The following is a 23,746-nucleotide window of genomic DNA, read 5'->3' as shown; positions in this document are numbered from 1 at the left end:
GCACCTGCGGGGTGTGCCACACACGAGGGGGATTTTCGTGGTCAGCAAGGAAATCGTGTCGGCTCGCGCGACACTGACATCGGTCGCGATCGGCGCGCTCGCGCTCACCGGCCTGGGCATGGGCGCACCGAGCACCGCGGCCGCACAGCAAGGCGAAGCGTCGTCCGCGTTCGGGATCAGCGCCACCGGCGTCGACCCGGTCGGGGCGACCCCGGCGGTGAGCTCGGCCGGGGAGGTCAAGGCCGGAACGGCGGGGTCCGTCGGCGGCAAGGCGGGCACGTTCACCGCCACCGGCCTGTCGGTCAAGGCCGGTGCGGGTCTCGCCGAGGCGTCGGCGGCCAACGTCGTGGCCGCGGGGCAGTCGATCGGCCCGGTGTCGGCCAGCTGCAGCGGCGGCGTGGCCAAGGCGCCCAAGAGCGGGACGCAGAAGCTCGGCGAGAAGGGCAGCGTCACCTTCGGCGTGGTCTCCGGGAACAAGGCGACCGGCGCGGTCATCACGATCAACGGTGCGTCCGGGCCGGTGCAGACGATCACGGTCGCCCAGGTCAGCTGCGGCAAGGCGGCCGTGCCGCCCACCACCACGCCGCCTACCACGCCACCGACGACCGCCCCGCCCACGACGCAGCCCAGCCAGCCGCCAGCGACGTCGACCAAGCCGACCGCGCCGCCGACCGGCACACAGCAGCCCAAGCCCGAGCGGCCGGCACCCCAGCCCGAATCGCGCCCAGGCAACGCAGTGGTCACCGGCTGACGGGACGCCGTCCGCTTCACCCGCGCGGCCCGCCACGGCCTCCCCAGGGCGGGCCGCGCACCCCACTCGAAGGAGGTGAGATGCTCCAGGTCACGCGTCGCTGGCGAATCGGCACCGTCAGCACGGCTACGGCGCCTCCCACCTCGCACCCCAGGGCAGCCGCCCTCTGTGGCCTGCCCCGTCTCGTCGTGATGGCGAACCTGTCGCACCACGTTGCGACTCCAGACGCCCCGCTGCGGCCAGGCGGTGCGCATGAGCCCCGTTGAGACCAGGGTGCCGAGGTCTACGACCCGCCGAGTTCTGCTGCTGCTCAGCGGAACCACGTTGATGGGTGCCTCGATCGGCCTGCTGGTGCGCGCACAGTCGGGCCTGCTTCCGCTCGACGTCCTGCACAGCGCCGTCGCCGCGCGAACCGGCTGGACACTCGGCGTCGCGATCATCGTGACGCAGGCACTGCTGCTGGCCCTGTACATCCCGCTACGCATCAAACCCGGACTCGGCACCGTCACCGCGTTCGTCGTCCCCGGTATCGGAGCCGACATCACCCTGTTCCTGCTACCCGCGGTCACCGGCACGGCCAGCCGGATCGCGTTGCTCGTCGCCGGCGCGTGCGGGTTCAGCCTGGGCGTCGCGCTCTACCTCGATGCCAGCCTCGGAGTGCTGCCACGCGACGGCATCATCGAGGCGCTCGCCCGGCGCCGCGGCTACTCACCGGCGCTTCTGCGAGTGCTCACCGACCTGCTGAGCCTGACGGCGGGATGGCTCGCGATCGGCCCGGTCCTGGCCGTCCACACGGGACTCGTCGGGGTGGCAAGCCTCGGGCTCGCACTGGTCGTCGGACCGCTCGTCGGGTTCCTGCGCGCGCCGAATCCTTTGCAGTACAGGCCATTGCGCTCACGAACAACTCGCAGCGATCCGGCTGAGCAACCCTGTCCGGACGGCGAATCTCCCAGCGAGGCACCACGGTGATCATCTTCGTCTTCGTCAGCGTCGGCCTGCTCCTGGGCGAGTACCTCGCCTGGCGCGGTAGCGAGCATCGCCGAGACATCGTCCTGGGCGCGATCGCGGGCAGCGCTGTTCTCGGTGCGGCAGCCTGGCTCGGCGGACTCGACGGCGACGTCGTTCTCAGCATCGCCGACAGCACGACGCGGCCTCTGCCGTCCGGCGTCTCCGCCGTGCTGCTCGCGGCGCTGGTGGTGCTGTACCTCGCCTTGCTCGTCTGCGGCGCGGTCATCGCCGCGACGCTCACCGTCATCGCGGTCGCCGCGGCGGTGCACCGCGCCCGGCACGCTGCACCGCATCCCGCGCTGCCCGCCGCCGAGACCTACGCCGGCGCCGTAGCGCCCGCCGTGCACGAGCTCACCGGCACCCAGGTCGACGCGGTGGTCACCGACGAACACGCCAACCATCCCGCGGCGTTGTGGATTGACCTGACCGCGCCGGGGATCGACGCCCGGTGGACAGCGGGCAATGGCTGGTCGGCGCGCACGCCGAGCGGGCGCCGCTGGTACTCACACCGCCACGCCCCCTCACCGGGCGCGATCGCGCTGTGGCTCGTCGAGATCGGCCAACGGCCACGTCTGGGAAGCCGGGAGATTCCCAGCTTCGACAACACCGCCGATCTCACGATCGAACTCCTGGCCACGATCCCCCCGCCTCGCCACGGTGCCGACATGGCCAGAGACCTGCGTGAAGGTCCGGCGTGAGGCCGGGAGTGACGTGCCCGGTCGCCCGGACCCTCGATCGTCCATGGAGGACACAAGCATGACCACCGGGTTCCTGTTCGACCTCACGCTGGAGAAGCCTGGCGCCCCCAAGTTCTCCATCGGAATCAGCTCCTCATCGCAGCCGCTGCATGCCGTGAGGCCCCCAGATAGCCCGGAGACGTGGGTGTCCGCGTTGTGCGGCGGCATCGCCGCGATCGTGCCGACCTGGGGCGAGTTCTCGCGCAGCAACGACAACATCGCCCGCCGTGAACTGTGCCCGGAATGCTCATGGGAGGTGGCGTTGGAACATGGCACTGCCGCCATCGAGCTCGCTCATCGACGGCCGAGGGACGCCTACCTGGAAGCGTTGGGACGCGCGGTTCCAGACCCGCTGCTCTACCAGCGCGTCATAGAACGGCTCCTGCAACTCGGCGACGAGAACGAGGTCGAGCACCACACCGCGGCCGGTGTCCTCGGACACCTCACCCGGCACGCGCCCGTGGTGCTCAGCTACGACGACTGCGCGGAAGGCGTCTGCGAACACGAGGACACCGTCGGCTGCCACGGCCGGACCGCGGTGTGCCTGGCTTGCTCGATCTTGGCGGGGTCCTGGGCGGGTGAACTGGAGGGGATGGTCTCGATCCCGGTGGCAGCGTGCGGGGTACTGCCTGCGGTCGCCGCGCACTACGAGGTCACACCATGACACCGCCCGGTGCGGCGGCGGGCTCGGGCTCGATTGTCACGGTCCGGAGGAACTGGCCTTGGCTCGTTCTCACCGGCGAGTTGCAGCCAGCGTGAGACCCCGGGCGGCCGACGGCGGCCGGTCGTTGTGTCGCGAATGGACGGAGACTCGCTGACGATAGGCTGGTGGCAGGTACTGCGGCGAACCGGACGGCGGTCCCAAGATGGATCGAACCGATGCTCGCGACGGCCACCGACCTCCCGGCGGACCCGACGGGCTGGAGCACCGAATTCAAGTGGGACGGATGGCGGGCCTGCGCCGGGACCACCGGGCCGTGACTTGCGAATATGGTCACGCAACGGGCTGCCGTTGCTGGGACGGTTCCCCGAACTCAGCGCGCTCACCGAGGTCGCCGCCGGCCGCGACATGGTCCTCGACGGCGAGATCGTCGCCATCGACCGCGCCGGGCAGCCCTCCTTCTCACTGTTGCAACAACGAACTGGTCCCCAACCCGGTGAGCTCGCTCGCCGCGCCGCACCCGTGCACCTCTTCGTTTTCGACCTCCTCGAACTCGGCGGGTGGTCGCTGCTCGACGTGCCCTACCGGGAGCGCCGCGAGATGCTCATCGATCTGGCGCTACCGGGCGAGCACCCGATCCAGGTCCCGCCTGGCTGGCACGACCAGGACCCCGAGGTGCTGCTGCAGGTCGCATCCGCGCACCACCTCGAGGGGATTGTGCTGAAACGGACCGACAGCCCGTACCTGCCGGGCCACCGCTCCCCGCTGTGGATCAAGAAACCGTTGCTGAGCACCCAGGAGGCCGTCATCTGCGGCTGGGCACCGGGCGTCGGCGGCCGCGCCACCACGTTCGGTGGCCTGCTGCTCGGCGCGTACACCGACGACGGCCTGACCTACATCGGCCGCGTCGGCAGCGGGTTCAAGGACCGCGAGCGCGCTACCCTGCGCCGTCGTCTCGACGACCTGCGCCAGGACCGGCCACCGTTCGACCACAGCCTGCCCCGCGGCGACGCCCGAGGAGTCCAGTGGGTCACCCCCGCGCTGGTAGGCGAGGTCCAGCACCACGGCTGGACCTCCACCCACGCCGGCCACCGGCTCCGGCAACCGGTGTGGCGAGGTCTGCGCCCGGATCGCCAGGTCAGCGACGTGCGTGTGATCCCCGCGGACTAGCCCCGAAAGAATCTTCGGCACGAAGGAGTCCGAATCCGTGGCGAAACCCGACATCAAGGGTGACAGGACCCTATCGAGGGGAAGGAGAGCCACGTGGACACCAACCGAGTGTCGTGCGCGGGGCGTGAAGTCCCGGAAGACAGGCGGCCACGCGGCCGCCGCTCCCTGATGCCGCCGGCGGCGCCACCGCGCGCGGGAGCCGCCCGGCCGTGAGCACCGACTCCTCCGACAACACGCTGGACTCCTTCATCCGCGAGTGGGACTCCAAGCTCGTCGCGTACATCCGCAAGAACGTCCCCACCGCGGAGATCGCTGCCGACATCGCCCAGGGCGTGTGGGTCGTGGTCTACGAGCAGGAAGGCGACGGTCCGGTCCCGGACAATCTCGCGAAGCTGTTGTTCGGCATTGCGCGGCACAAGGTCGCGGACTGGCACCGCGCGAACACCGCGAGGCAGTCCGTGCCGCTGACGTCGCTGCTCGCCGAGATCGTGGAGACACCGTCGCGCGAGGCGGAACCGGGCGAGTCGCTGCGGGAGCTTCCCGAGCACATGCAGGACGCGTTCCACGAGCTTGAGAAGATCCTGCCGCGGCTGACCCAGCGCGAACGCGACGCGGTGATCCTCCGCCACTACGTCGGCATGCCGGTCGACGAGGTGGCGGCGGCGATGGGCGTCAAGCAGTACGCCGCCAAGAGGTTCATGGCCAAAGGCCTGCGAAAGATCCGGACCCTGTTGAGCCAGGCCGGCTACACCATCAGCGTCTCGACGAGGGAGATGCCGTGACCGCACCCGAGTTCCCCGACGTGCCCGACCTGCTCGCGCAGATGCGCGCCCACGACGACGTCGACGCACCACGTCCGCCGAATACGCTCGCCACGATCCGGGAACTGGCCAACCGGCAGACCCCCGAGCAGCGGCAGGCGGCACGCGAGTACGGCGAGCGCGTCGCGTTCGGCCTCGACGCGCTCGATCTCGGCGAGACCTTCCTCGAACAGGGCAACCTCGATGCCGCCGCCCGCTGGTTCGCCGTCGCCGTGCGCTACGACGCCGACGGCGCCCGCGCGGAACTGGAGACGGTCGAGCAACTGCAGGCGGCGTTCGCGGAACCAGGCGTTCCCGATGACAGCGTGCTCGGCCCCGCTCCGCTCGAACAGCGTCCCCACGACGACGCGGCGGCCCGCGGGATCAGCACGTACACCCTCGACTGGGCCGACCGCGAAGCCGAGCGCATCACAACCGAGGCACGGGACGAGGCCGCGGCGATCGTGCAGAACGCGAAGTCGTCCGCCGCCGCGCTGGTCCTCGACGCGCAGACCGACGCCGCGCGGATCCGCGCGCAGGCGCATCGAGACGCTGAGATGATCAGGGCGCGCGCCGCAGATGACATTCAGGGCCACGACGAGCGTCCAGGCGCAAAGTCCGGCACGACGTTGTGGAAGCTCGACTTCTCGGAGCCGGCCGACAGCCAGCTCTGGCGAGCCCGGTGGTGCTCTCAGACGGGCGCCGCACCCGCCGACCTGCGGCTGGCGTTGGAGTTCGCCGAAAAGGCACTCGCAATCCATGCTGCGGAGACTGCAAGCCTGGAGAAGCGTTTCGACCAGTTCATGGACGCGACCTTCAGTCGGGGTGAGCTCGTCGAGCGTCGGTGGTTCACCGGCGCCAGGTCGAGGTTGTGGGACGTGGCCCGGAGCCTGAAGCTGTTCGTTCCCTCGCTGCCGTGGCCAGTGGGGCGTGACGAACGCCCGCCGATCGTGTGGGACGGGCCTCGTGTCATCAGCGAGCAGGAGCACAAGAGCGTGGTCGCGGAGATCCATGCCACCCTCGGCAGGCACGAGCACCGGACGACGGACACGGTCCCGAGCATGAGGGATAGCAACCGGGACGTCACGGTCGTCGACATGTGCGGCCGGAGTGCTCGACTGGTGTTCCAGGCCAAGTTCTACGGCTCGCCATCGGCCCTACCAGTACTGCCGATGTCCGAGGACGACGGGCTGATCGTGATCACCGACCTGTCCGCACCATGAGCTACGACGGTGCGCCAGGGCAGCCCTGGCGCACCGCACGCGACCTCTTCTATCCCCGCAGTCATCGCGTCCGAACGCACGAAGACCTCAGCCACCTCCGATCAGCAGTGAGTGGACGGGCCTTGACGTGCCCGCGTGCTTGAACCCCACATCTTGAGGAGAACGACGGTGAACGACGTCCCCGCCAACCCGAAGAAGACGTGGCTGCAGCGCGTGCGGCGGCAGATGCAGACGATCCGCGAGACGTACGGCTCCCAGGTGACCGTGCCGCGGGTGCTCGGCGCCCTGGTGGTCCGGCTGCTGGCCGAGGGGCTGCGCTACGTGGTGGTGGAGCTGTGGAAGGACCTGATGCGGCCGTGGTGACCGCGCCTCGTGACGGGGCGACGTTCACAGAGCCGTTCTGCCACGGCAACTTCTGCGTCTCGGTGGCACGAGCCAGCCGGGAGTCGCCACGGAAGCGCCGCGGCACGCCCTCACCGAGGTCATCTTTCGAGACCGTAGTCGTGTTGTCTTGCGAGGGACGCGAGAAAGGGGGACGTGTCAACAGGCACATCCCCTTGAGACAGAGCACGACCCCGATGCTCACGAGCATCGGGGTCGTGGCGTTAGCCCTTGTCGATTCGGTACGCGGTGACGAACGTGATCCCCATTGCGATCAGGCCCGCGAGCACCGAGGCGGCCACGTTCATGCCGTAGCCCCAGTACGTGAGGGTCCCGGAGATGACCCCGCAGATGAACGAGATCACGACGATCACGACGATCCTGAGGGTCGTGAGCTCGCGCGCGATCGGCGAATCCACCACCTGCTGATGACATGTGCACACGCAGGGCATCCCCGGCCCCTGCCCGGTCGGCGCGGTCATGCCACCACCCGACCGGGCGCGTTGAGCCGCTGCTCGGCCAACGAGGCCTGGATCGCGAACAGCCGGTCCCTGACCGTGCTGCCGATGCCGGCGAGCTCCACGAACGACATCAGCGCCTCGAAGGTCGGCAGAACCTTGCCGCTGAGCATGCGGTTGATCGTGGGCACCGACAACGGCCGCTGACCGAACGAGGCACGTCGGCTCGCTCGCGCCATCGCCGCCGGCGTGAGCTCCTGCGGCCGATCGACCAGGTAGCCGCGCAGAAGCGTGGCGAACTCGTCAACGGTCGGCGCGCTGGGAAGCACCAGATCCTTCGGGTGCAGCCCCAGATCCTCCAGCGCGGCCAGGCGCCACAGTTCGATTCCTCGGGCCTCGACCGCCGTGCTGCCCACGGTCTTGGTGAGGGCGGCGACCAGGACGCGTGAGGGCGACACCGTGCCGTTCAACGCCTTCGACAGCACGCTTGCCGAGTAGCCGCACTCGGATGCTGCCTCGCGCAAGGTCTTCGTGGTGTGGAACGGGGACGTGCGCTCGCCCTGCAAGCAGTCACGCAGGAACAGCGCCAGCTTCACGCGCGCCGTTCCGTCATCGCGCAGCGGCCCGAAGCGCCGCCCCGCTCTGGACCGTGGCATCACTACGGCCTTTCTTTGCACCATAACGAATCCGATCTTCGTAGGGACTCACCCGTCGAGGCGAGATGGCGCCTTTTCCGCCCAGGGGCACGATGCGGATTGCCGTCCGATCGAGCCGTGCGGAGAAGGTCTACTGCACAGGTTGCGCGCAGCCATTGGCAACGAAGGACGCGTTTTCGGGAAACAACTCAGGCCGCACCCCGGGACCTGACTGACCTCGCGGATTCTTGATCGATCCACGATTGTGTCGCTCGCTGCGCACACCGACGTCGACAGCGGTATCCTGAACTGGGCTTATGTGGCTGCGCGCGAGTAATTGTTTCCTGTTGAAGCCAGAATCCCGCACATTCCGGCCGAAGCACTGAAGCTAGTGATGCACCACAACGCCGAATCTCCCAGGTACTACTACCCGTCGAGGCGAGATCTAGGCGCCGAGGAGGCTCGTTGCCGCGATCCTCCTCACCAGCTTCGCGGTGTGCAACCACCGCTCATTCAGCAGCTCATGGCACATCACCTCCGACCGGTCCGGTCGTCGAGGTTGCCGGGGCGGGCAGACGACCAAGTGCGCCCCGTGACGCACCTGCGCCAGCGCGCTAGCGGCCGCATCCTCTTCGGGACGGCGCCCATCGGCCCACCGCAGCTCTAACACCTTGGCACCGACCTGAGGATCTCCCTCTCGGACAGCACGGTCGTGATGTCCGACGTGGCGCGGGCGGTCACGCCCTCGACCTGGACCCACCCGCGGTGGCGCAGCATGAACCATCCGGCCAGATCATGGCCCCCGTCAGGGACGGGCAGCACGCACTTGACCTCGACCAGCTGCAGCGAGCCCAGCTCACGGGAGTTGGTGCTGTGCCACGCATAGATCACAGGCAGTGCAGGCCGAGAGCCCGGCGCCAGGCGTTCGATGCGGTCGAAGTTGGGCGCCACGACCACCACCGGTGCCGGCATCATCGGTTCGGGGGACGGCAAGGACAGCCAGGCGCTCCAGCCGCCCGTGAACAGCCAGACGAGGAACGCCGCCACGGCGACGAACCCAGCCCTGATGAGGGCCTTGGCTAGGGCCTTGAGCCGCCGCACCCGCCATGTATCGGTCTGCGCGCGCTCGTAATCGTTGAACAAGTCGCGCCGGACGCGCTTGCTGAACGCGATTCCGTAGTGGTACTCGCAATTGCCGAGCAGAATCTCGACCGTGTCCCAGCTGGGGAGGGTTTCGCCGCGCACCGCACGGCTGACCCAGGAAGGGTCCATGCACGCGATCCTGGCGACCTCGGCAGCGGTGCGCGAGCCCGGAATCCCGAGCATGCGGCGGAGGCGGGCTGCGAAGTCCGCGGTGAGGTTGAGGTGCTCGGGCACGTACTGCGGCGGTTTTCCTCGCCCACGCTTCTGCGTCACCAACCGGGAGTGCGGGTCCACGCAGATCCCCGATGGTGACGTGGAGATCACGACAGAGGCGGGCGAGGGCCGCACGCCCGGAAAGTGCGCGGCAGCGCCACCGTCTCGGTGCTGGTTCAGCGCGAAGTCGGGCGCCCAGTAGTCAGCGGCAGCGGCCGAGGTCTGATCACGTGTGGTCATGCGGCAACCCCTCTCCGGACCGCCGGGCCACCGCGTCTCCCGTCCGCCGCGAAGGTCGCCATCACCATGAACAGCGGGCGGCGCGTCATCCAGCGTGGAACCTCGTCGCGAACTGCGGCCCTCCCGGGCGGGCAGGTCCCGCAGGCGGGTACGGCGTCGTCGGTCATAGTCGAAGATGAAAGCACCACGTCGTCTCATGAGGGCCGAATCGTGCACTAATTCGGATCCGCCGGTGTTCGCGCTGGGCGCAGGCCTCGCCGGGATCAGTTCCGGAGGGTTCGCCTGCTGTTCCGCCGTGGTTGCCGAGTCCGTAGTCGTCCCCGTAGTCGTCGTCGTGCCTCTCCGTTTGACGGCCCATCCTCGGTGACGCAGAATCGCACACGCGTTCGACCAGACGGTCGAGTCGCGGCTGACTTCCCCTCAGCGCTTCGTGCTGCGAGGAAGGTCTGCCCGCATGACGTCCACCCCGGACTCGTCCAACGCGATGCGCCGGCACACCGAGCTGGCCGAGGGCACGGCCGCCTGGTCCCGCACGCGCGGCACCTACGTCCCGCCCCAGGATCTACGCGGCCGCCCGGTCGCCCGCTCGCTGCCGTCGCGCCGGGTCCCCTACGCGGAGCTGCACGTCCACTCGAACTTTTCGTTCCTCGACGGCGCATCTTCGCCCGAGGAGCTGGTCGAGCAGGCGGCGCGGCTGGAGCTGGACGCGATCGCGCTGACCGATCACGACGGCATGTACGGCGTGGTGCGCCTGGCCGAGGCCGCGCGCGAGCTCGGCGTGCACGCCCTGTACGGCGCCGAGCTCAGCCTCGGACTGCCCGCGCCGCAGACCGGCGTCCCCGATCCGGAGGGCACGCACCTGCTGGCGTTGGCCCGCGGGCTGGAGGGCTACCGGGCACTGTGCCGGGTGATCAGCTCGGCGAACCTGCGTGACGGCGCGGAGAAGGGCAAGCCGGTCTACGACCTGGAGGAGATCGCCGACGAGCTGCCCGGCAAGGTGATGGTGCTGACCGGTTGCCGCAAGGGCGCGGTCCGCCGCGCGCTCGACGTCGGTGACGTGAACGGCGCGGTCGCGGCGCTGGACGGGTTGATCGGCGTCTATGGCCGCAAGCACGTCGCGGTGGAGCTCACCGATCACGGCCTACCCGAGGACAGCCGCCGCAACGACCTGCTGGCCGCGATGGCGAAGCAGGCCCGCGTGCCGATCGTCGCGACCACCCAGGCGCACTACGCCACCCCCGGCCGCGGGCGGCTCGCCGCGGCGATGGCCGCCGTACGGGCACGGTCCTCGCTCGACGAGATGGCCGGCTGGCAGCCACCGGCACCGGCGGCGTTCCTGCGCTCCGGCACGGAGATGCGCCACCGGATGCGCCGGTATCCGGCCTCGGTGCCCAACGCCGCGGTGATCGGCATGGAGTGCACCTTCCCGCTGGAACTGGTGGCGCCGACGCTGCCGCCGTTTGACGTGCCGCCCGGCCACACCGAGTCCAGTTGGCTGCGCGAACTTACCGAACGCGGCGGCGCCGACCGCTACGGGCTGCGCGAGAACAACCCGGCCGCGTGGGCGCAGATCGACCACGAGCTGGCCCTGATCGAGGAACTCGGGTTCCCGGGCTACTTCCTCGTGGTGCACGACCTTGTGGCGTTCTGCACCGCGAAGGGCATCCACTGCCAGGGCCGGGGCTCGGCCGCGAACTCGGCGGTCTGCTACGCCCTCGCGATCACCAACGTCGACCCCGTGAAGTGGAAGTTGCTGTTCGCCAGGTTCCTGGCGCCGGAACGCGATGGGCCACCGGACATCGACATCTTCACCGGACTACTGCTACGCGATATGCCGGGGCGATACACACCGAGCGGTACACCAGAGCCGCATACCAGTCTAGCCACCAGGGCGGTCGACACACCGAGCGGATGAGGACGGCTCTCGCTGTAACCGGATAGCGAATGTGTGATTCGGCGAGGACCCTGCTTTCCACGTATCCACCTGCGTACCGTTTGCAGCGCCACGCAGTCGTCGCGCCATATTTCGGCGGCATTAGGCCTCGTCTACTTATTGATCACAACGATCGCCGCTATTTGCTTGATGCCAGTCATATGCAAGAGTGCATTCGGGTGAAACCGGCAAGCTGCTGCGGCCTAAGCGCCGAATGAGGAGGGTCCTGTCCGTGTGGCGGGTTTCGCTGCGGATGGGCTTCGATCCGAAGGGATGGAGCATGTCAGCACCTCCTCCTACGCGTCGTCGTCGACGCGTGGCGGTAAGTCTGATCGCGGTCGGGAGCACGTTGCTCGCGGCGGGGTTGATCGGTGGATCTGGGTTGGCCGGTGCGTCGAGTCACCGTGAGGCGCCGTTGATCGCGGGTGATCCGGCGGTGGACAACACCGATGTCTACGCGTTCGTCAGCCCTGACAAGCCGGACACGGTGACGCTGGTGGCGAGCTGGTCGCCGTTTCAGGAGCCGCACGGCGGGCCGAACTTCTACCCGTGGGCGACTGATGCCCGCTACGACATCAACATCGACAACGATGGTGATGCGAAGGCGGATCTGACCTACCGGTGGACCTTCCGCACCGAGGACCGCCGCGGCAAGTCGACGTTCCTGTACAACAACGGGCCGGTCACGTCGCTGGATGACGAGAACCTGCTGTTCCGGCAGACTTACACGCTGGAGCTGATCGACCGCGACGGTCGTGATCGCAAGCTGATCCGCTCGGGCAAGGTCGCGCCGTCCAACACCGGCCCGGCGTCGATGCCGGACTACGGCGCGCTGCGCGCCCAGGCGATCACCGATGTGCCGGGTGGTGGCAAGAGTTTCGTCGGGCAGTCCGATGACGCGTTCTTCCTCGACCTGCGGGTGTTCGACCTGCTCTACGGCGGCAACCTGTCGGAGGTCGGGCAGGACACGCTGGGCGGGTTCAACGTCAACACCATCGCGTTGCAGGTGCCCAAGTCGCAGCTGGTGCTCAAGGGTGACGCGACGCGCAACCCGGTCATCGGGGTGTGGAGCGACACCGAGCGGCAGTCGATGATCCTCACGCCGGGGGAGTCGCGTGCGGTGGGCCCGTTCGTGCAGGTCTCGCGGCTGGGCAACCCGCTGGTCAACGAGGTCGTCGTGCCGGCGGGGCTCAAGGACAGGTTCAACGCCCTGACGCCTGATCAGGACGGCAAGGTGCCCGAGCTGGTCAAGCGGGTCACCGATCCGGAGGTGCCCAAGCTGATCCAGGGCATCTACGGACTGCCCGCGCCGGCCACTCCGCGCAACGACCTGGTGGAGATCTTCCTGACCGGTATCACCACCAAGCTCGGCGGGCCGATCAAGGCCGATCTGAACTCGCAGCTCGACAACGCCGACGTGAACCCGAAGCGGTTCACGCCGTCGGAGCAGTTGCGGCTCAACACCTCGGTGCCGCCGGCGGCGTCGCCGAACCGGCTGGGTGTGCTCGGCGGTGACCTGCAGGGCTTCCCGAACGGGCGCAGGCTCACCGACGACGTGCTCGACATCGGGGTGCAGGCACTGGAAGGCGCCGCGGTGAGCGGCATCGTGCCCGCGCTCGCGGCCGGGGACAAGGTCAACGCCAACGACAAGGCGTTCGGCGGCTCGTTCCCATACGTGGCGCTGCCGAACAACAGCGCGGTCAACTCCGGCGCCTCGGGTGCGGTCCCGCCCGCGGCCGGTGGCGGCGGCGGTGGTGGTCTGCCGGACGGGCTGATCCTCAACGGTCTGCTGGCGGCGTTGCTGATCGGTTCGGGCGTGTGGTTGCTCAACCGCCGTCCACTGCGGACCGCGATTCCCGCGACCGCATGACAGCGTGCCGGGGAACGGGTGTCGCGCCCGTTCCCCGGCACATCCCGTGACTTGACCCGGCTGCAACCCACGGAGCGCGCCATGAACCGCCGCAAGATCATCGCAGTGCTGGCGATCACCGCCGGTGCCGTGCTGCTCGCCACGACCGCGACCGCGCTGACCCGCGGTGGCGGCGACCCGGCTCCGCCCGCTGCCGGTGCCGCTGTCGTACGCAGCGATGTGCAGCGCACCGTCGCCGCCGCCCAGGACCGGCTGCGCCGGGTGCCTGGTGACGCGGACACGTGGGCACGGCTCGGCTCGGCCTATGTCGAGCAGGCCAGGATTACCGGGGACGCGACCTACTACGGTAAAGCCCAGGGCGCGTTGGAGACCTCCTTGCGCCACAAGCCTGACGGCAACGGTCCCGCCCATCTCGGTCTCGGCGCGCTGGCCAACGCGCGCCACGACTTCGCTGCCGCCCGCGACGAGGGCGAACGCGCCCGTGCCGCGTTGCCTGATACCGCCGAGGTCTACGGCGTGCTCGCCGACGCCCTCACCCAACTCGGGGAGGCCGGCCAGGCGCGGGCCGCCGTGCAGCGGATGCTCGACCTGGAACCGGGCGTGCCCGCCTTCACCCGCGCCGCCTACGACTTCGAACAGCGCGGCGATGTCGACTCCGCCCGCCAGGCCCTCACCCGCGCGCTCGAGGCCTCCTCCTCGCCCGCCGACTCGCTGTTCTGCCGCTACCACCTCGGTGAGCTGGCCTTCGACAACGGTGATCTCGACGTGGCCTCGTCCCAGTATGAGCAGGGTCTGCTGATCGACCCGCTCGATCCTGCCCTGTTGCAAGGCCGCGCCAAGGTCACCGCCGCCCGCGGCAACCTCTATGACGCCCTCGCCGGCTACGCCGACCTCGTTGCACGCGTGCCGTCGCCGCAGTACCTGCACGAATACGCAGTCCTGCTGCGCGCCGCGGGCCGCACCGAGGACGCCGCCCGCCAGTTCGACCTGCTTGCCCAGCAGGAACGGCTGCTCGTCGCTGCGGGCAGCACCGACGACCTGGCCGCCTCCGTTGCCGCCGCAGACCGGGGCGACCCCACGGCCGCGCTCACCGCCGCTGAACGCGAATGGGCCCGCCGTCAGAACCCTCTCGTAGCGGACGCGCTCGCGTGGGCGCTGCACCTCGCTGGACGTGATGCCGAGGCCATCACCTACGCCGACCGTGCTGCCACCACTGGCTGGCGCAACGCGACGTTCGCCTACCACCGGGGCATGATCCTGAAGTCCCTCGGCCGTTCCGCTGAGGCCGCCGAAGCCCTCGACTCGGCGCTGCGGATCAACCCGCACTTCTCGCCGGTCGACGCCCCGGCCGCCCGCGCCGCAATGGACGACCTGCGATGAAGACCCTGGCCGTACTCATCCTCGCGGCGCTGGCGATGCTCGCGGTCCCCACGGGCGCGAGCGCCCACCCTCTGGGCAACTTCACGATCAACCACCACCACGCCATCACCGTCCACCTCGACCGGGTCGACCTCGTCTCGGTCGTCGACCTCGCCGAGATCCCGACCCTGCAGGAGCAGCCCGCCCGCCAGAGCGACTTCGCCGCGCGCGAGTGCGACGTGATGCGCGGCAGCGTGTCGGTGACCGTCGACGGCACTCGAACGGTCATCGCGCTCCGTTCGGCAGCGGTCGAGTTCCCGTCCGGCGAGGCAGGACTGGAGACCACCCGGTCGACCTGCCTGCTCACCGCGCCCGCGGACCTCGCCGCCCCGGCCGTCGTCGAGGTGCGCGACACCTACCGTCCGGGCAGGGTCGGCTGGCACGAGATGACCGCCACCGGCGACGGCATCGCGCTGCTCGCCCCGCCCGTCCCTGCGACCAGCGCCAGCAACGAACTGCGCGCCTATCCCGACGACCTGTTGTCCGACCCGCTCGACATCCGTGCGGTGAGCCTGCGCGTCGAACCCGGCGTCACCGCGGCCTCGGACATCGCCGCCGCCCAGGGCGGCAGCACGTTGATCGGTACGGCCACCCGTGCGTTCACCGATCTCGCCGGGCGGCAGGACTTCACGCCTCTGGTCGGCGTGCTCGCCGTGCTGCTGTCGCTGCTGCTCGGTGCCTCTCACGCCGCGTTGCCCGGACACGGCAAGACCGTCATCGCCGCCTACCTCGCGGGTCGTGACGGGACCGCTCGTGACGCCATCACGGTTGGTGCCACGGTCACCCTCACTCACACCATCGGTGTGCTGGTGATAGGCCTGGTGATCAGCGCGTCCAGCGCGCTGGCAGGGGAGTCGCTGCTGCGGGTTCTCGGCGTGGCGAGCGGCCTGCTGGTCGCCGGTATCGGCGCGTACCTGCTGCGCGCGGCGCTGCACCGGCAACCCGTCGCCGTCGGTCACGGACATGGCCACGGGCACGGACATGTCCACGAGCACGGACATGGCCACGGGCACCGGGTTGGTCGTGGCGGCCTGATCGGCATGGGCGTGGCGGGCGGCCTGGTACCCAGCCCTTCGGCGCTGGTCGTGTTGCTCGGCGCGATCGCCTTGGGTCGCACCTGGTTCGGCGTGCTGCTCGTGCTGGGCTACGGCCTCGGCATGGCCACCACGCTCACCGCCGTGGGCCTGCTCCTGGTCCGCCTGCGTGATCGGCTGGCCGCCGTCGAGCGCTTTCGCGACCGCTTCACCGCCCTGCCCGCGATCACCGCCGGGCTCGTCCTCGTCGTCGGCCTCGGACTCGTCGCCCGAGCCCTGTTCGAATAGGAGGCGCGATGCGCGTCCCGGTCCTGCTCCTGTGCTCCGCCGCCCTCTTGGCCGCCTGCAGCAGCACGCCCGAACCCGGACCCGTCTTCGACAACGAGAGCGGCGCGGAACTCACCTGCCTGCGCCACCAACCTCAGCCACCCGGCCCCCGCTACGCCGACGAGGCCATGCGCAGCACGGGAGAAACCCTGTCATTGCTGCGCTACTACACCGCCCACGGCCGCAAACCCTTCTGCGACGGCCAAGTACCCACCGAGACCGACAAGCAGTGGGCCCAGCTCTACGTGACGCTCGGCGCCGACCGCGCCAACGTGACCGCGCTCCTCGGCTGAGTGCGTGAAGATCCTGACCCGTCAGTTCGTCCGAAAGGAGCAGTGGTCCTATAGTCGCCACTGGCAGGCGGTATGTGATTCGGGAATCAGAGCGATGCGTGCCTCGCTCGTGGGCGCCCCCCGCCGAATCGAGGCCGGTCAGGCGACTACGAGGAGCACGATGCGGGAACGAGATCAGGCGGAGTCGACCCTCCTGCGTGATTCCGAGAACGTCGGGGAGTCCGTGGACGCGCAGGAGTTGCTGCTGCGGGTGGCGCGGGGCGACGAGCCGGCGTTCGGGCAGTTGTACGACCTGGTCTCGGGCTCTGTGTTCGGACTGGTGCGCCGGGTGCTGCGCGATCAGGCGCAGTCCGAAGAGGTGTTCCAGGAGGTCATGCTGGAGGTGTGGCGGACCGCGAGCCGGTTCGATCCCGAGCGCGGTAAGGCCATGACCTGGATCCTGACCATGTCGCACCGGCGTGCGGTGGACCGCGTGCGGTCGGCGCAGGCATCGGCCAACCGTGACGAACGCGTCGCGGCGCTGGACGTGGGGACGCCGTTCGACGAGGTCGTGGAGAAGGTCACCGAACGCCTGGAACAGCGCAAGGTCCGCCGGTGTCTGAAGTCCCTGACCGATTTGCAGCGCGAGTCGGTGGTGCTGGCCTACTACCAGGGCCACAGCTATCCGGAGGTGGCGAGCCTGCTGGATGTGCCGCTGGGCACGGTCAAAACCCGGATGCGTGACGGCCTGATCAGGCTTCGGGACTGTTTGGGGGTGACGGCGTGACCGTCACGTCAGATCTGCACACGCTGACCGGCGTGTACGCGATGAACGCTCTGTCCGATGTGGAACGTGCTGAGTTCGAAGCGCACCTACCGCACTGCTTGACGTGCACTCAGGAAGTCGCCGAGCTGCAAGCCACCACAGGCGTCCTCGGCGCGGCGGTGGAGCTCGCGCCACCTGCGCATCTGCGAGCCCAGGTGCTCCACGGCGTGACGACCACACGCCAGCTGACAGCTGAGCTGCCACCGCAGGCACCGACCCCGGAAGCGGCTGTGCTCGTGCTTCCCGCACGCAACCGGTGGCTGGTCAGGGCGAGCGTGCTCGCCGCTGCGGCCAGTGTGCTCGTCGCGATCGTCGTCGGGGTTCAAGGCGTGCAGGACCGCAAGGAGCTTGACGCGCTGCGTCAGTCGGCGGTCGGCTACGGCCAGGTGTCGGAGTTGCTCAACGCTCCGGATGCGAGGCTGCTGAACGACTCCGCGACCGGCGGTGGCCACGGAACCGTCGTGATGTCGCCGAGCCAGGGCAAGGCGGCGTTCCTCGCCAGCGGATTGCCGTCGCTGCCCGCAGATCGCACCTACCAGCTGTGGGTCGTCGGACCAGGTGGGCCGCGCTCCGCCGGATTGCTGTGGGATGAGCCCGTCGTCGCCGATGATCTGACCGACGCGCAGGCGATCGCGCTAACTGTCGAACCGAGCGGTGGCTCCACCGCTCCCACGACGACTCCGGTTCTCACGATCTCGATGGTCTGATCCCGGACACGACGCGACCCCGGCAGCTCTCTGCATGGCTGCCGGGGTCGCGTCGCCTCTGCTGGTGCTCAGAGCCAGGTGGACAGCGCCTTGAGGATGGTGGCGCGGTTGCGTGGTGCGGTGAGAGTGGCGACGGGTTCGCCGCCGGAGAACAGGATCAGCGTGGGGATGCTGAGCACGCTGTAGCGGACGGCGATGTCCGGATGGGCGTCGATGTCGATCTTCACGACGGAGATCTTGTCCTGATGTTCTTCGGCGATGCCGGTGACGACCGGGCTGAGTTGCTTGCAGGGCCCGCACCAGGGTGCCCAGAAGTCGACCAGCACGGGCTTGTCCCCGCCGAGCACATCGCTGTCGAAGGAATCCGTGGTGACGTCGGTGAGTGCCATGGTGGTGTTCCTGATCATCCGAAGGTGAAGGAGAAGGCCTGGACGCCGGGGCCGACGGTCGCGGTGAGCGAGCCGCCCTGGATCTGGTCCGTGGCCAGGAGCTGGTAGGAGTTCGGGGTGCCGTCGACCTGGATGGTCTTGGTCTGGTCACCGTTCTGAACGGTGACGGTTCCCTTGCCGGACAACACCATCCGGACTTCCTTGGCGCGGTAGTAGAGCTTGATCTGCCCGGAGTCGCCGGTGGGGGTGATGGACTGGGTGTCCAGCTTCCAGGCGCCGGAGAGCGCGAAACTGTCCGTGACCTGATTTTCGGGAAGCTGGAACGACTTCTCGCCGCTGGTGTACTCCTCGGTGCCGGCGAAGTTCACGCGCTTGGTCGAGCCGAGGTAGGTCTCGCGGGTGATGTCGGCGTTGTCCGGGGTGTCGTCGGCCAGTTCGGTCGCGGCCGGGAGTTGGACGCCGGGCTTGGCGTCGTTGAGCAGTTGGCGGATGAGCTTCTCGGTGACCTTGTAGTCGCCTTCACCGAACTTGATGTGCCGCACGGTGCCTTGGGCGTCGATGAGGTAGTGCGCGGGCCAGTAGCGGTTGCGGTAGTTCGTCCACGTGCCGAGGTTGTTGTCCAGTGCTACGGGATAGGTGATGCCGAAGTTGCGCGCGGCGGCCTCGACGTTGGCGGGTTCCTTCTCGAACGCGTACTCGGGGGAGTGCACGCCGATGACCTGGAGCCCGGCGTCGCGGTAGGCCTTGTCCCAGGCGACGATGTGCGGGATGGAGCGCTGGCAGTTGATGCAGGAGTAGGCCCAAAAGTCGATCATCACGACTTTGCCCTTGAGCGCCTTGAGCTCCTGTGGCTGGGAGTTGATCCACTGCTGGATGCCGGTGAGATCCGGTGCGGTGCCACAGGATTCGAGTTCAGGTGCGCCGTCGGAGCACTTGTCGAGGTCCTTGTTCTGGTCGTTGACCAGACCGCCCAGATTAAGTGCCCTCTTGACCTGTTCGGAGTTGTTCACCTTGTCCTGCAACGAACTGGTGTAGTCCGGGATGACGCGCTGCAGCAGCTGCGGCAGGTTGAACACCAGGCCGAACGCGAGCGCGATCATGACGACGCCGGCGGTGATGCGGATGCCGCGCTGGCGCTTGCGGAAGGACCGCACGCGTTCGGCGACGCGGCGGCCGGCGAGCGCGAAGATGAGCAGCGGGATGGCGGCGCCGACGGCGAAGGTGAGGGTGAGGATGACGGTCTCGGTGCCGATCCGGCCGGTGGAGCCGGCGACGGTGATGGCGGCGAGCACCGGTCCGGCGCAGGGGACGTAGACGGCGCCGAGTGCGAGGCCGAGGGTGAAGCCGCCGCGGCTGGCGTCGGGGTTGCGCTGGGGGATCCAGCTGAACGGCTTCTCGAGGAGCTGTTCGAAGCGCGGCACGATCAGGCCGATGCCGATCAGGACGAGCACGACGATGCCGCCCCAGCGCAGGACGTCCTGCGGCAGGTTCAGCACCGTCAGCAGCAGGGACCCGAACAGTGTGACCAGGCTGAAGCTGACGACGAGGCCGGCGATGACGAGGTAGGGCCTGGTGCGCGACGCCGGCTTGGTCGCCACCGCCACCGCGCCTGTGGACCCGGACTCCGAGCGGGCGCTCTGCGTGCCGCCGGAGAAGAAGATGACGGGAAGGACGGGCAGGATGCACGGCGAGATACCGGTGACCAGGCCGCCGATCAGACCGATCAGTGCGAGGGTCAACATGTGGGGCCCTACTCAGGGTTGACGGAAATGCGTGATGTCTGTGATTCGCGGCTGGACACATTGCGGATTGCTCACCGGACAGAGGCGCTTGACGCATAAAGGATCGAGCCTCAGTAAATGTCCGCTGAGAGTCTCAGTGGCCAAGATGTCTTGTAGGTGCTGTTCGCGGCGCGATTCACGATGTTTTGGTAACAGATCGATAACCGCACCCATCCGTTCCGCGACGGGTGGCGAATCACGGTCAACACCTTCCCCGGTTTCCTTCCTTGGAGATGTCTCGTCATGAACAAGACCGTCCGCAACACCGTCCTGGCCATCGGCGCCGCCTCGCTCGCCCTGTTCGGCGCGGCGTGCGGCTCGGGTGACATGGCCAGCAGCGGCAACTCCAGCGCCGCGCCCACCACGACCACCACCGCGCAGTCATCGGCCGCGATGGCCGACCCGGCCAAGGACCTCGTCGGCCCCGGCTGTGCCGACTACGCGAAGCAGGTCCCGTCCGGCTCCGGTTCCGTCACGGGCATGGCCGCCGACCCGGTCGCCGTCGCCGCGAGCAACAACCCGCTACTCACCACGCTGGTCAGCGCCGTGTCCGGCAAGCTCAACCCGAAGGTCAACCTGGTCTCGACGCTGAACGGCGCCGAGTTCACGGTCTTCGCGCCGGTGGACTCCGCGTTCGCGAAGATCGACGCCGCGACGATCGAGAAGCTCAAGACCGACGACGCGCTGCTGACCAAGATCCTCACGTACCACGTCGTGCCCGGCCAGATCTCCCCCGACAAGATCGCCGGTGACCAGAAGACCGTGCAGACCGGCACCGTGAAGGTTTCGGGTTCGGGTAACGCGATCAAGGTGAACGACGCCAACGTGATCTGTGGTGGCGTGCACACCGCCAACGCCACCGTCTACCTCATCGACTCGGTGCTGATGCCCTCCTGACATCTCCAGGGGTAGCAGTACCGCGACTCCGGGAACCGCACTGTGTTGCGGTTTCCGGAGTTTTCACGTCTGGTCCTCTTCTGGTTGCCGGAAATGGACGGTCACGGTTCCGTCGAACCCGAATATCGCGTGGTTCTCCGGTTCGCGGATAACGGCCACGATCGTGGCGTCAGGATTCAGGGGCCGGACCGCCCTGGTGATCAGGAAGGCGTTGAGGTCGTCCGGGACCGCGACGATGACCCGGTCGGCGATGTCGATAGCTGCTTCGGCGAGTGCGCATCTGTCCCGTCCGTCGCCGAGGACCGCGATGGCGCCGTTGGCCGTCGCTTCGGCGACGGCGAGGTAGTCGGTGTCCAGCACGGTCAGCCACGCGTCCGGCTGCGATGCGAGCACGGCGTTCACCGCGCAGCGTCCGGTGTCGCCGTATCCGATGACGAGGATGTGGTCGGTCACGCCCGGGATTCGGTGCGCCGACTGAGCTGGATTGCGTCCGGTTCAGCGAAGAACGATGCTGAGAACGAGCGAACCTGTGGGACTCGGTGATCCGCCCAGGGGCTCGACGGTGAGCACGGCCTCGCCGGCCCCTTCGATCCCGCTCACGAACAGCGACGTCACCGCGCCCGCCGCGGACGTGGTCCCCGCTGATCTCGGACCGTGGTCGTCGATCAACCACAGTTGGTAGACCCGGTCGCGCGGCAGCATGCGCAGGTTGTGTCCGAGCACGAGCATCTCGTTGCGACTGCGGGAGATCGCCACCGTGCCCGCCTGCTCGTCGGTCGTGACGAGCCGCAGGTCCGGAGCCGCGAGCAGATCACCGATCCGGGTGCGTGGAGGGGCGGCCACCGGGGTGATCGTGGACGCGGTCAGCGCGCCATGCACACCGCCCACCGCCGCGGCGACAACGCAGGCGGCTGAGACCAGTGCCGCGGCACGGCGGAAACCTCGGTGCCGCGAAGGAACTTCCCCGGACGGGACCAGCGGCGGTGCTTGACGCGAACTACGGAGCGCACGCAGCACCTGCGGTCGAAGGACGCCTGGCGCCGCCTGGTCCACTGCGCGGCCGAGCTCGGCCGCTGTCTCAGCGAGCTCCGCGACCTCGTCCAAGCAGCTCCGACACCTATTCAGGTGAGTCTCGAAGTCGGCTCGCTCGGTTTCCGGCAGTGCGTCGAGTGCGTGCGCACCGGTCAGCAGGTGCGGGTTGGTCGCACGTGCCCGTCCCGGTTTCACAGATGTACTTCGGAGCCGGCGAGTCATCGGATTGCTGAGTGTCCCATTAGGACTAATCAGATGTAGACAAGCCCGTACCGCTGCGGTCCTGCGGGCTAGGGATGCGTACGACGAGAGGGGCGATGTCGTCGTCGGGATGGCTGCCGCCCTGCCTGACGTCACGGAAGGCAGCCGGCGTTCAGACCGAACGCGGCCCCGTAATGCCAGAGCGCGAGATAGATCGCACTGCCGACGATCAGGTAGATCAGGGCGCGGCGGACGGTACTCGCCATCAGCAGTCCTGCGACACCGAACGCTGTGTGGATCATGTTGTGCGGCACGGACACCGCGAACACGCCGAGCAGCAGCGCGTCTTGGTGGTGACCGGCGAAGGAGAGCTGGTCGCACCTCGCCGTGATGTCGGGGACAAAGCCGAGAACTCCGACGAGCAGGAACACCGTGCCGACCACCGCCGCCAGCAATTGGATCGGCCACAGAGGAGCCTTGCGGTGTCCTGGGTGGGAGTGACGTCTTGGAGCCACCGGACCCACCTCCACATCCTTGACGCGGATTTGACATCAGTGATTCGGGACGCGACCGTCCATGGATTGGTGATCACTGTCCGTTGCGGTGATGGCTCAAATTCGTGTCGCAAAGTAGTCGAAAATAGAAGTTTCAAACTTTTCTAGGCTACTGATCTGCGGCGACGGAAAAGTCTCCACTTTCGAGCGAACCGACTCTTTAGGGGCTCCGAATAGACCGATGTGTAGGTGCTGATTCGTCGAAAGGGGGTGAATACATGAAGACGACATGCTCCACAGCCCTTCGGCGGACGCTGGGTGTGGCCGGGTTCCTCATAGGTTTCGGTCTGCTCTCGGCGGGAGTCGCCAATGCGGACGACAGTGACTCGCCCGGATTGCTGGGCGGGGTCACCGATCTCGTCGCCCCGGCGACCAAGGCGCTCGCTCCGGTGACGGATGCGGTGGCTCCGGTCGCTGACACGCTCGCTCCGGTAACACGCGGTGTGACCGCGGTAGCCGGCCCGGTGGTAAGGCCGGTCCTGAAGGCCGCCGCGCCGGTGACCGAACCGGTGCTGGCACCGCTGACGCCGATGGTTGATGCCGTGGTGCTGCCTTTGAGTCCGGTGCTGGAGCCACTCCAGCCCGTGACGGCTCCGCTGCTCACCCCTGTGGTGAACACGGTGCAGAACGTGCCGGTGGTGCCGAGGATCACGGAACCGTTGGTGGCACAGCGATCCGTTCCGGCGGAGGTACCGCCCGTGGCCGGTGCGCCTCCGGTGCCCGCGCCTGCGGTTGCTGACGCGCACTGGGCACCGGCCATCGCGCCGCAGACGCGTGCTGTGTCGCTGCCTGACAGGGTCGAGACGGCGATGTTCCCGCAGCGGCACCAGGTTTCCGCACCTGACATGGCACCACTGACCGAGGTGCCATCGCCACCGTCGCCCGACGTGCCGTTCGCTTTGCCCGGCGCGATGGGATCGGTGTCGTCGGCTGGATCGACGAGTTCCGCCGTCTCGGACCTCCCGGCACGATCGGGAGTCAGCCCGGACGGCGAGTCGCTTGTGGTGAGTGCAGGTCATCAAGTGCACGGGTCGTGGTGTTACTACTACGGCCGAAGTCATCCCAGTTGAGCAGTCCTGACAAC

At 68.4% G+C, this 23,746-nt stretch carries 24 protein-coding genes and 1 pseudogene; 17 read left to right on the top strand and 8 right to left on the bottom strand.

Translation table 11 applies throughout. The features are described 5' to 3' along the window. The first annotated feature begins 37 nt into the window (after window positions 1-37). The 8 genes from ACIRG5_RS19240 to ACIRG5_RS19205 all read left to right on the top strand — a co-directional run bounded on the left by ACIRG5_RS19240 (window position 38) and on the right by ACIRG5_RS19205 (window position 6,713). The gene (locus ACIRG5_RS19240) at window positions 38-751 is read left to right on the top strand and encodes a hypothetical protein (protein WP_402906296.1); all 714 of its coding nucleotides are present in this window, start codon (window positions 38-40) and stop codon (window positions 749-751) included. Window positions 752-1,003: 252 nt separating this feature from the next. Beyond that, entirely contained in the window at window positions 1,004-1,720 is a 717-nt protein-coding gene (locus ACIRG5_RS19235; RefSeq protein ID WP_402906294.1) for a YitT family protein, read from the top strand. Continuing rightward, window positions 1,717-2,457, top strand: coding sequence for a hypothetical protein (locus tag ACIRG5_RS19230; RefSeq protein WP_402906293.1), 741 nt, complete (start codon window positions 1,717-1,719; stop codon window positions 2,455-2,457). The genes ACIRG5_RS19235 and ACIRG5_RS19230 overlap by 4 nt, the downstream gene beginning before the upstream one ends. Before the next feature lie 58 nt (window positions 2,458-2,515). Then, entirely contained in the window at window positions 2,516-3,160 is a 645-nt protein-coding gene (locus ACIRG5_RS19225; protein WP_402906291.1) for a hypothetical protein, read from the top strand. A 318-nt stretch (window positions 3,161-3,478) separates the two neighbouring features. Beyond that, window positions 3,479-4,327: an ATP-dependent DNA ligase gene (locus tag ACIRG5_RS19220; protein WP_402906290.1), complete on the top strand. Its 849-nt coding sequence runs from the start codon at window positions 3,479-3,481 to the stop codon at window positions 4,325-4,327. A 209-nt stretch (window positions 4,328-4,536) separates the two neighbouring features. Continuing rightward, window positions 4,537-5,109 (top strand): RNA polymerase sigma factor, encoded by a 573-nt coding sequence (locus ACIRG5_RS19215; RefSeq protein ID WP_402906288.1) that lies wholly within the window; start codon window positions 4,537-4,539, stop codon window positions 5,107-5,109. Beyond that, window positions 5,106-6,350 (top strand): ATP synthase F0 subunit B, encoded by a 1,245-nt coding sequence (locus tag ACIRG5_RS19210; RefSeq protein ID WP_402906286.1) that lies wholly within the window; start codon window positions 5,106-5,108, stop codon window positions 6,348-6,350. The genes ACIRG5_RS19215 and ACIRG5_RS19210 overlap by 4 nt, the downstream gene beginning before the upstream one ends. 168 nt (window positions 6,351-6,518) lie before the next feature. After that, window positions 6,519-6,713 (top strand): hypothetical protein, encoded by a 195-nt coding sequence (locus tag ACIRG5_RS19205; RefSeq protein WP_402906284.1) that lies wholly within the window; start codon window positions 6,519-6,521, stop codon window positions 6,711-6,713. A gap of 242 nt (window positions 6,714-6,955) precedes the next feature. Here ACIRG5_RS19205 and ACIRG5_RS19200 read toward each other — a convergent pair whose 3' ends face one another. From ACIRG5_RS19200 to ACIRG5_RS19190, 3 genes are all read right to left on the bottom strand, one after another. Beyond that, the gene (locus ACIRG5_RS19200) at window positions 6,956-7,213 is read right to left on the bottom strand and encodes a hypothetical protein (RefSeq protein ID WP_402906283.1); all 258 of its coding nucleotides are present in this window, start codon (window positions 7,211-7,213) and stop codon (window positions 6,956-6,958) included. Continuing rightward, the gene (locus tag ACIRG5_RS19195; protein ID WP_402906282.1) at window positions 7,210-7,845 is read right to left on the bottom strand and encodes a hypothetical protein; all 636 of its coding nucleotides are present in this window, start codon (window positions 7,843-7,845) and stop codon (window positions 7,210-7,212) included. Before ACIRG5_RS19195 ends, ACIRG5_RS19200 begins: the two co-directional genes overlap by 4 nt. Window positions 7,846-8,487: 642 nt before the next feature. Continuing rightward, the gene (locus tag ACIRG5_RS19190; RefSeq protein WP_402906281.1) at window positions 8,488-9,420 is read right to left on the bottom strand and encodes a hypothetical protein; all 933 of its coding nucleotides are present in this window, start codon (window positions 9,418-9,420) and stop codon (window positions 8,488-8,490) included. Between the two features lie 484 nt (window positions 9,421-9,904). Here ACIRG5_RS19190 and ACIRG5_RS19185 point away from each other — a divergent pair. The 7 genes and pseudogenes from ACIRG5_RS19185 to ACIRG5_RS19155 all read left to right on the top strand — a co-directional run. After that, window positions 9,905-11,227, top strand: a pseudogene (locus tag ACIRG5_RS19185) (PHP domain-containing protein); the annotation flags it as partial. Window positions 11,228-11,669: 442 nt separating this feature from the next. Further along, window positions 11,670-13,223 carry a DUF4331 domain-containing protein gene (locus ACIRG5_RS19180; protein WP_402906280.1) on the top strand — a complete coding sequence of 518 codons (1,554 nt, stop codon included), beginning with the start codon at window positions 11,670-11,672 and terminating at the stop codon, window positions 13,221-13,223. Window positions 13,224-13,304: 81 nt separating this feature from the next. After that, on the top strand, window positions 13,305-14,603 hold the full coding sequence (locus tag ACIRG5_RS19175; protein WP_402906279.1) for a tetratricopeptide repeat protein: 1,299 nt from the start codon (window positions 13,305-13,307) through the stop codon (window positions 14,601-14,603). Further along, window positions 14,600-15,964 (top strand): nickel/cobalt transporter, encoded by a 1,365-nt coding sequence (locus ACIRG5_RS19170; RefSeq protein ID WP_402906277.1) that lies wholly within the window; start codon window positions 14,600-14,602, stop codon window positions 15,962-15,964. The genes ACIRG5_RS19175 and ACIRG5_RS19170 overlap by 4 nt, the downstream gene beginning before the upstream one ends. An 8-nt stretch (window positions 15,965-15,972) precedes the next feature. Further along, window positions 15,973-16,296: a hypothetical protein gene (locus tag ACIRG5_RS19165; protein WP_402906275.1), complete on the top strand. Its 324-nt coding sequence runs from the start codon at window positions 15,973-15,975 to the stop codon at window positions 16,294-16,296. A 160-nt stretch (window positions 16,297-16,456) separates the two neighbouring features. Next, window positions 16,457-17,062, top strand: coding sequence for a sigma-70 family RNA polymerase sigma factor (locus ACIRG5_RS19160; RefSeq protein WP_402906273.1), 606 nt, complete (start codon window positions 16,457-16,459; stop codon window positions 17,060-17,062). After that, complete coding sequence (locus ACIRG5_RS19155; protein WP_402906271.1) at window positions 17,059-17,808, top strand: anti-sigma factor domain-containing protein; 750 nt, start codon at window positions 17,059-17,061, stop codon at window positions 17,806-17,808. The genes ACIRG5_RS19160 and ACIRG5_RS19155 overlap by 4 nt, the downstream gene beginning before the upstream one ends. Window positions 17,809-17,876: 68 nt before the next feature. On the opposite strand, the gene trxA is transcribed toward ACIRG5_RS19155, so the two are convergent. Then, window positions 17,877-18,197: a thioredoxin gene (gene trxA / locus ACIRG5_RS19150; protein WP_402906269.1), complete on the bottom strand. Its 321-nt coding sequence runs from the start codon at window positions 18,195-18,197 to the stop codon at window positions 17,877-17,879. 14 nt (window positions 18,198-18,211) lie between these two features. Continuing rightward, complete coding sequence (locus ACIRG5_RS19145; RefSeq protein WP_402906267.1) at window positions 18,212-19,939, bottom strand: cytochrome c biogenesis protein DipZ; 1,728 nt, start codon at window positions 19,937-19,939, stop codon at window positions 18,212-18,214. Between the two features lie 282 nt (window positions 19,940-20,221). Between ACIRG5_RS19145 and ACIRG5_RS19140 the strand changes: the two genes are divergently transcribed. Then, complete coding sequence (locus ACIRG5_RS19140; RefSeq protein ID WP_402906265.1) at window positions 20,222-20,875, top strand: fasciclin domain-containing protein; 654 nt, start codon at window positions 20,222-20,224, stop codon at window positions 20,873-20,875. 63 nt (window positions 20,876-20,938) lie between these two features. Here the strand turns inward: ACIRG5_RS19140 and ACIRG5_RS19135 are convergent, their stop codons facing one another. The 3 genes from ACIRG5_RS19135 to ACIRG5_RS19125 all read right to left on the bottom strand — a co-directional run bounded on the left by ACIRG5_RS19135 (window position 20,939) and on the right by ACIRG5_RS19125 (window position 22,623). Then, window positions 20,939-21,328, bottom strand: coding sequence for an NAD(P)-binding protein (locus tag ACIRG5_RS19135; RefSeq protein WP_402906263.1), 390 nt, complete (start codon window positions 21,326-21,328; stop codon window positions 20,939-20,941). A gap of 42 nt (window positions 21,329-21,370) precedes the next feature. After that, window positions 21,371-21,979, bottom strand: a complete 609-nt coding sequence (locus ACIRG5_RS19130) for an anti-sigma factor (RefSeq protein WP_402906262.1) — start codon at window positions 21,977-21,979, stop codon at window positions 21,371-21,373. A 281-nt stretch (window positions 21,980-22,260) separates the two neighbouring features. Beyond that, window positions 22,261-22,623, bottom strand: a complete 363-nt coding sequence (locus ACIRG5_RS19125; RefSeq protein ID WP_402906260.1) for a DUF4383 domain-containing protein — start codon at window positions 22,621-22,623, stop codon at window positions 22,261-22,263. 257 nt (window positions 22,624-22,880) lie between these two features. Here ACIRG5_RS19125 and ACIRG5_RS19120 point away from each other — a divergent pair, with 257 nt between their 5' ends. Next, window positions 22,881-23,732, top strand: a complete 852-nt coding sequence (locus tag ACIRG5_RS19120) for a hypothetical protein (protein ID WP_402906258.1) — start codon at window positions 22,881-22,883, stop codon at window positions 23,730-23,732. Window positions 23,733-23,746 lie beyond the last annotated feature (14 nt).

The sequence above is a fragment of the Lentzea sp. NPDC102401 genome (genome assembly GCF_044765805.1).
GTDB classification, from domain to species: domain Bacteria; phylum Actinomycetota; class Actinomycetes; order Mycobacteriales; family Pseudonocardiaceae; genus Lentzea; species Lentzea sokolovensis.
This window is presented reverse-complemented; position numbering and strand designations above follow the sequence as displayed.

Bases quoted from the DNA above. Each gene is read 5' to 3' on its own strand.
- ACIRG5_RS19235 (WP_402906294.1), top strand. From the start codon at position 1,004: ATGAGCCCCGTTGAGACCAGGGTGCCGAGGTCTACGACCCGCCGAGTT.
- ACIRG5_RS19225 (WP_402906291.1), top strand. From the start codon at position 2,516: ATGACCACCGGGTTCCTGTTCGACCTCACGCTGGAGAAGCCTGGCGCC.
- ACIRG5_RS19200 (WP_402906283.1), bottom strand. From the start codon at position 7,213: ATGACCGCGCCGACCGGGCAGGGGCCGGGGATGCCCTGCGTGTGCACA.
- ACIRG5_RS19195 (WP_402906282.1), bottom strand. From the start codon at position 7,845: ATGCCACGGTCCAGAGCGGGGCGGCGCTTCGGGCCGCTGCGCGATGAC.
- ACIRG5_RS19190 (WP_402906281.1), bottom strand. From the start codon at position 9,420: ATGACCACACGTGATCAGACCTCGGCCGCTGCCGCTGACTACTGGGCG.
- ACIRG5_RS19175 (WP_402906279.1), top strand. From the start codon at position 13,305: ATGAACCGCCGCAAGATCATCGCAGTGCTGGCGATCACCGCCGGTGCC.
- ACIRG5_RS19170 (WP_402906277.1), top strand. From the start codon at position 14,600: ATGAAGACCCTGGCCGTACTCATCCTCGCGGCGCTGGCGATGCTCGCG.
- ACIRG5_RS19165 (WP_402906275.1), top strand. From the start codon at position 15,973: ATGCGCGTCCCGGTCCTGCTCCTGTGCTCCGCCGCCCTCTTGGCCGCC.
- ACIRG5_RS19160 (WP_402906273.1), top strand. From the start codon at position 16,457: ATGCGGGAACGAGATCAGGCGGAGTCGACCCTCCTGCGTGATTCCGAG.
- trxA (WP_402906269.1), bottom strand. From the start codon at position 18,197: ATGGCACTCACCGACGTCACCACGGATTCCTTCGACAGCGATGTGCTC.
- ACIRG5_RS19145 (WP_402906267.1), bottom strand. From the start codon at position 19,939: ATGTTGACCCTCGCACTGATCGGTCTGATCGGCGGCCTGGTCACCGGT.
- ACIRG5_RS19140 (WP_402906265.1), top strand. From the start codon at position 20,222: ATGAACAAGACCGTCCGCAACACCGTCCTGGCCATCGGCGCCGCCTCG.
- ACIRG5_RS19120 (WP_402906258.1), top strand. From the start codon at position 22,881: ATGAAGACGACATGCTCCACAGCCCTTCGGCGGACGCTGGGTGTGGCC.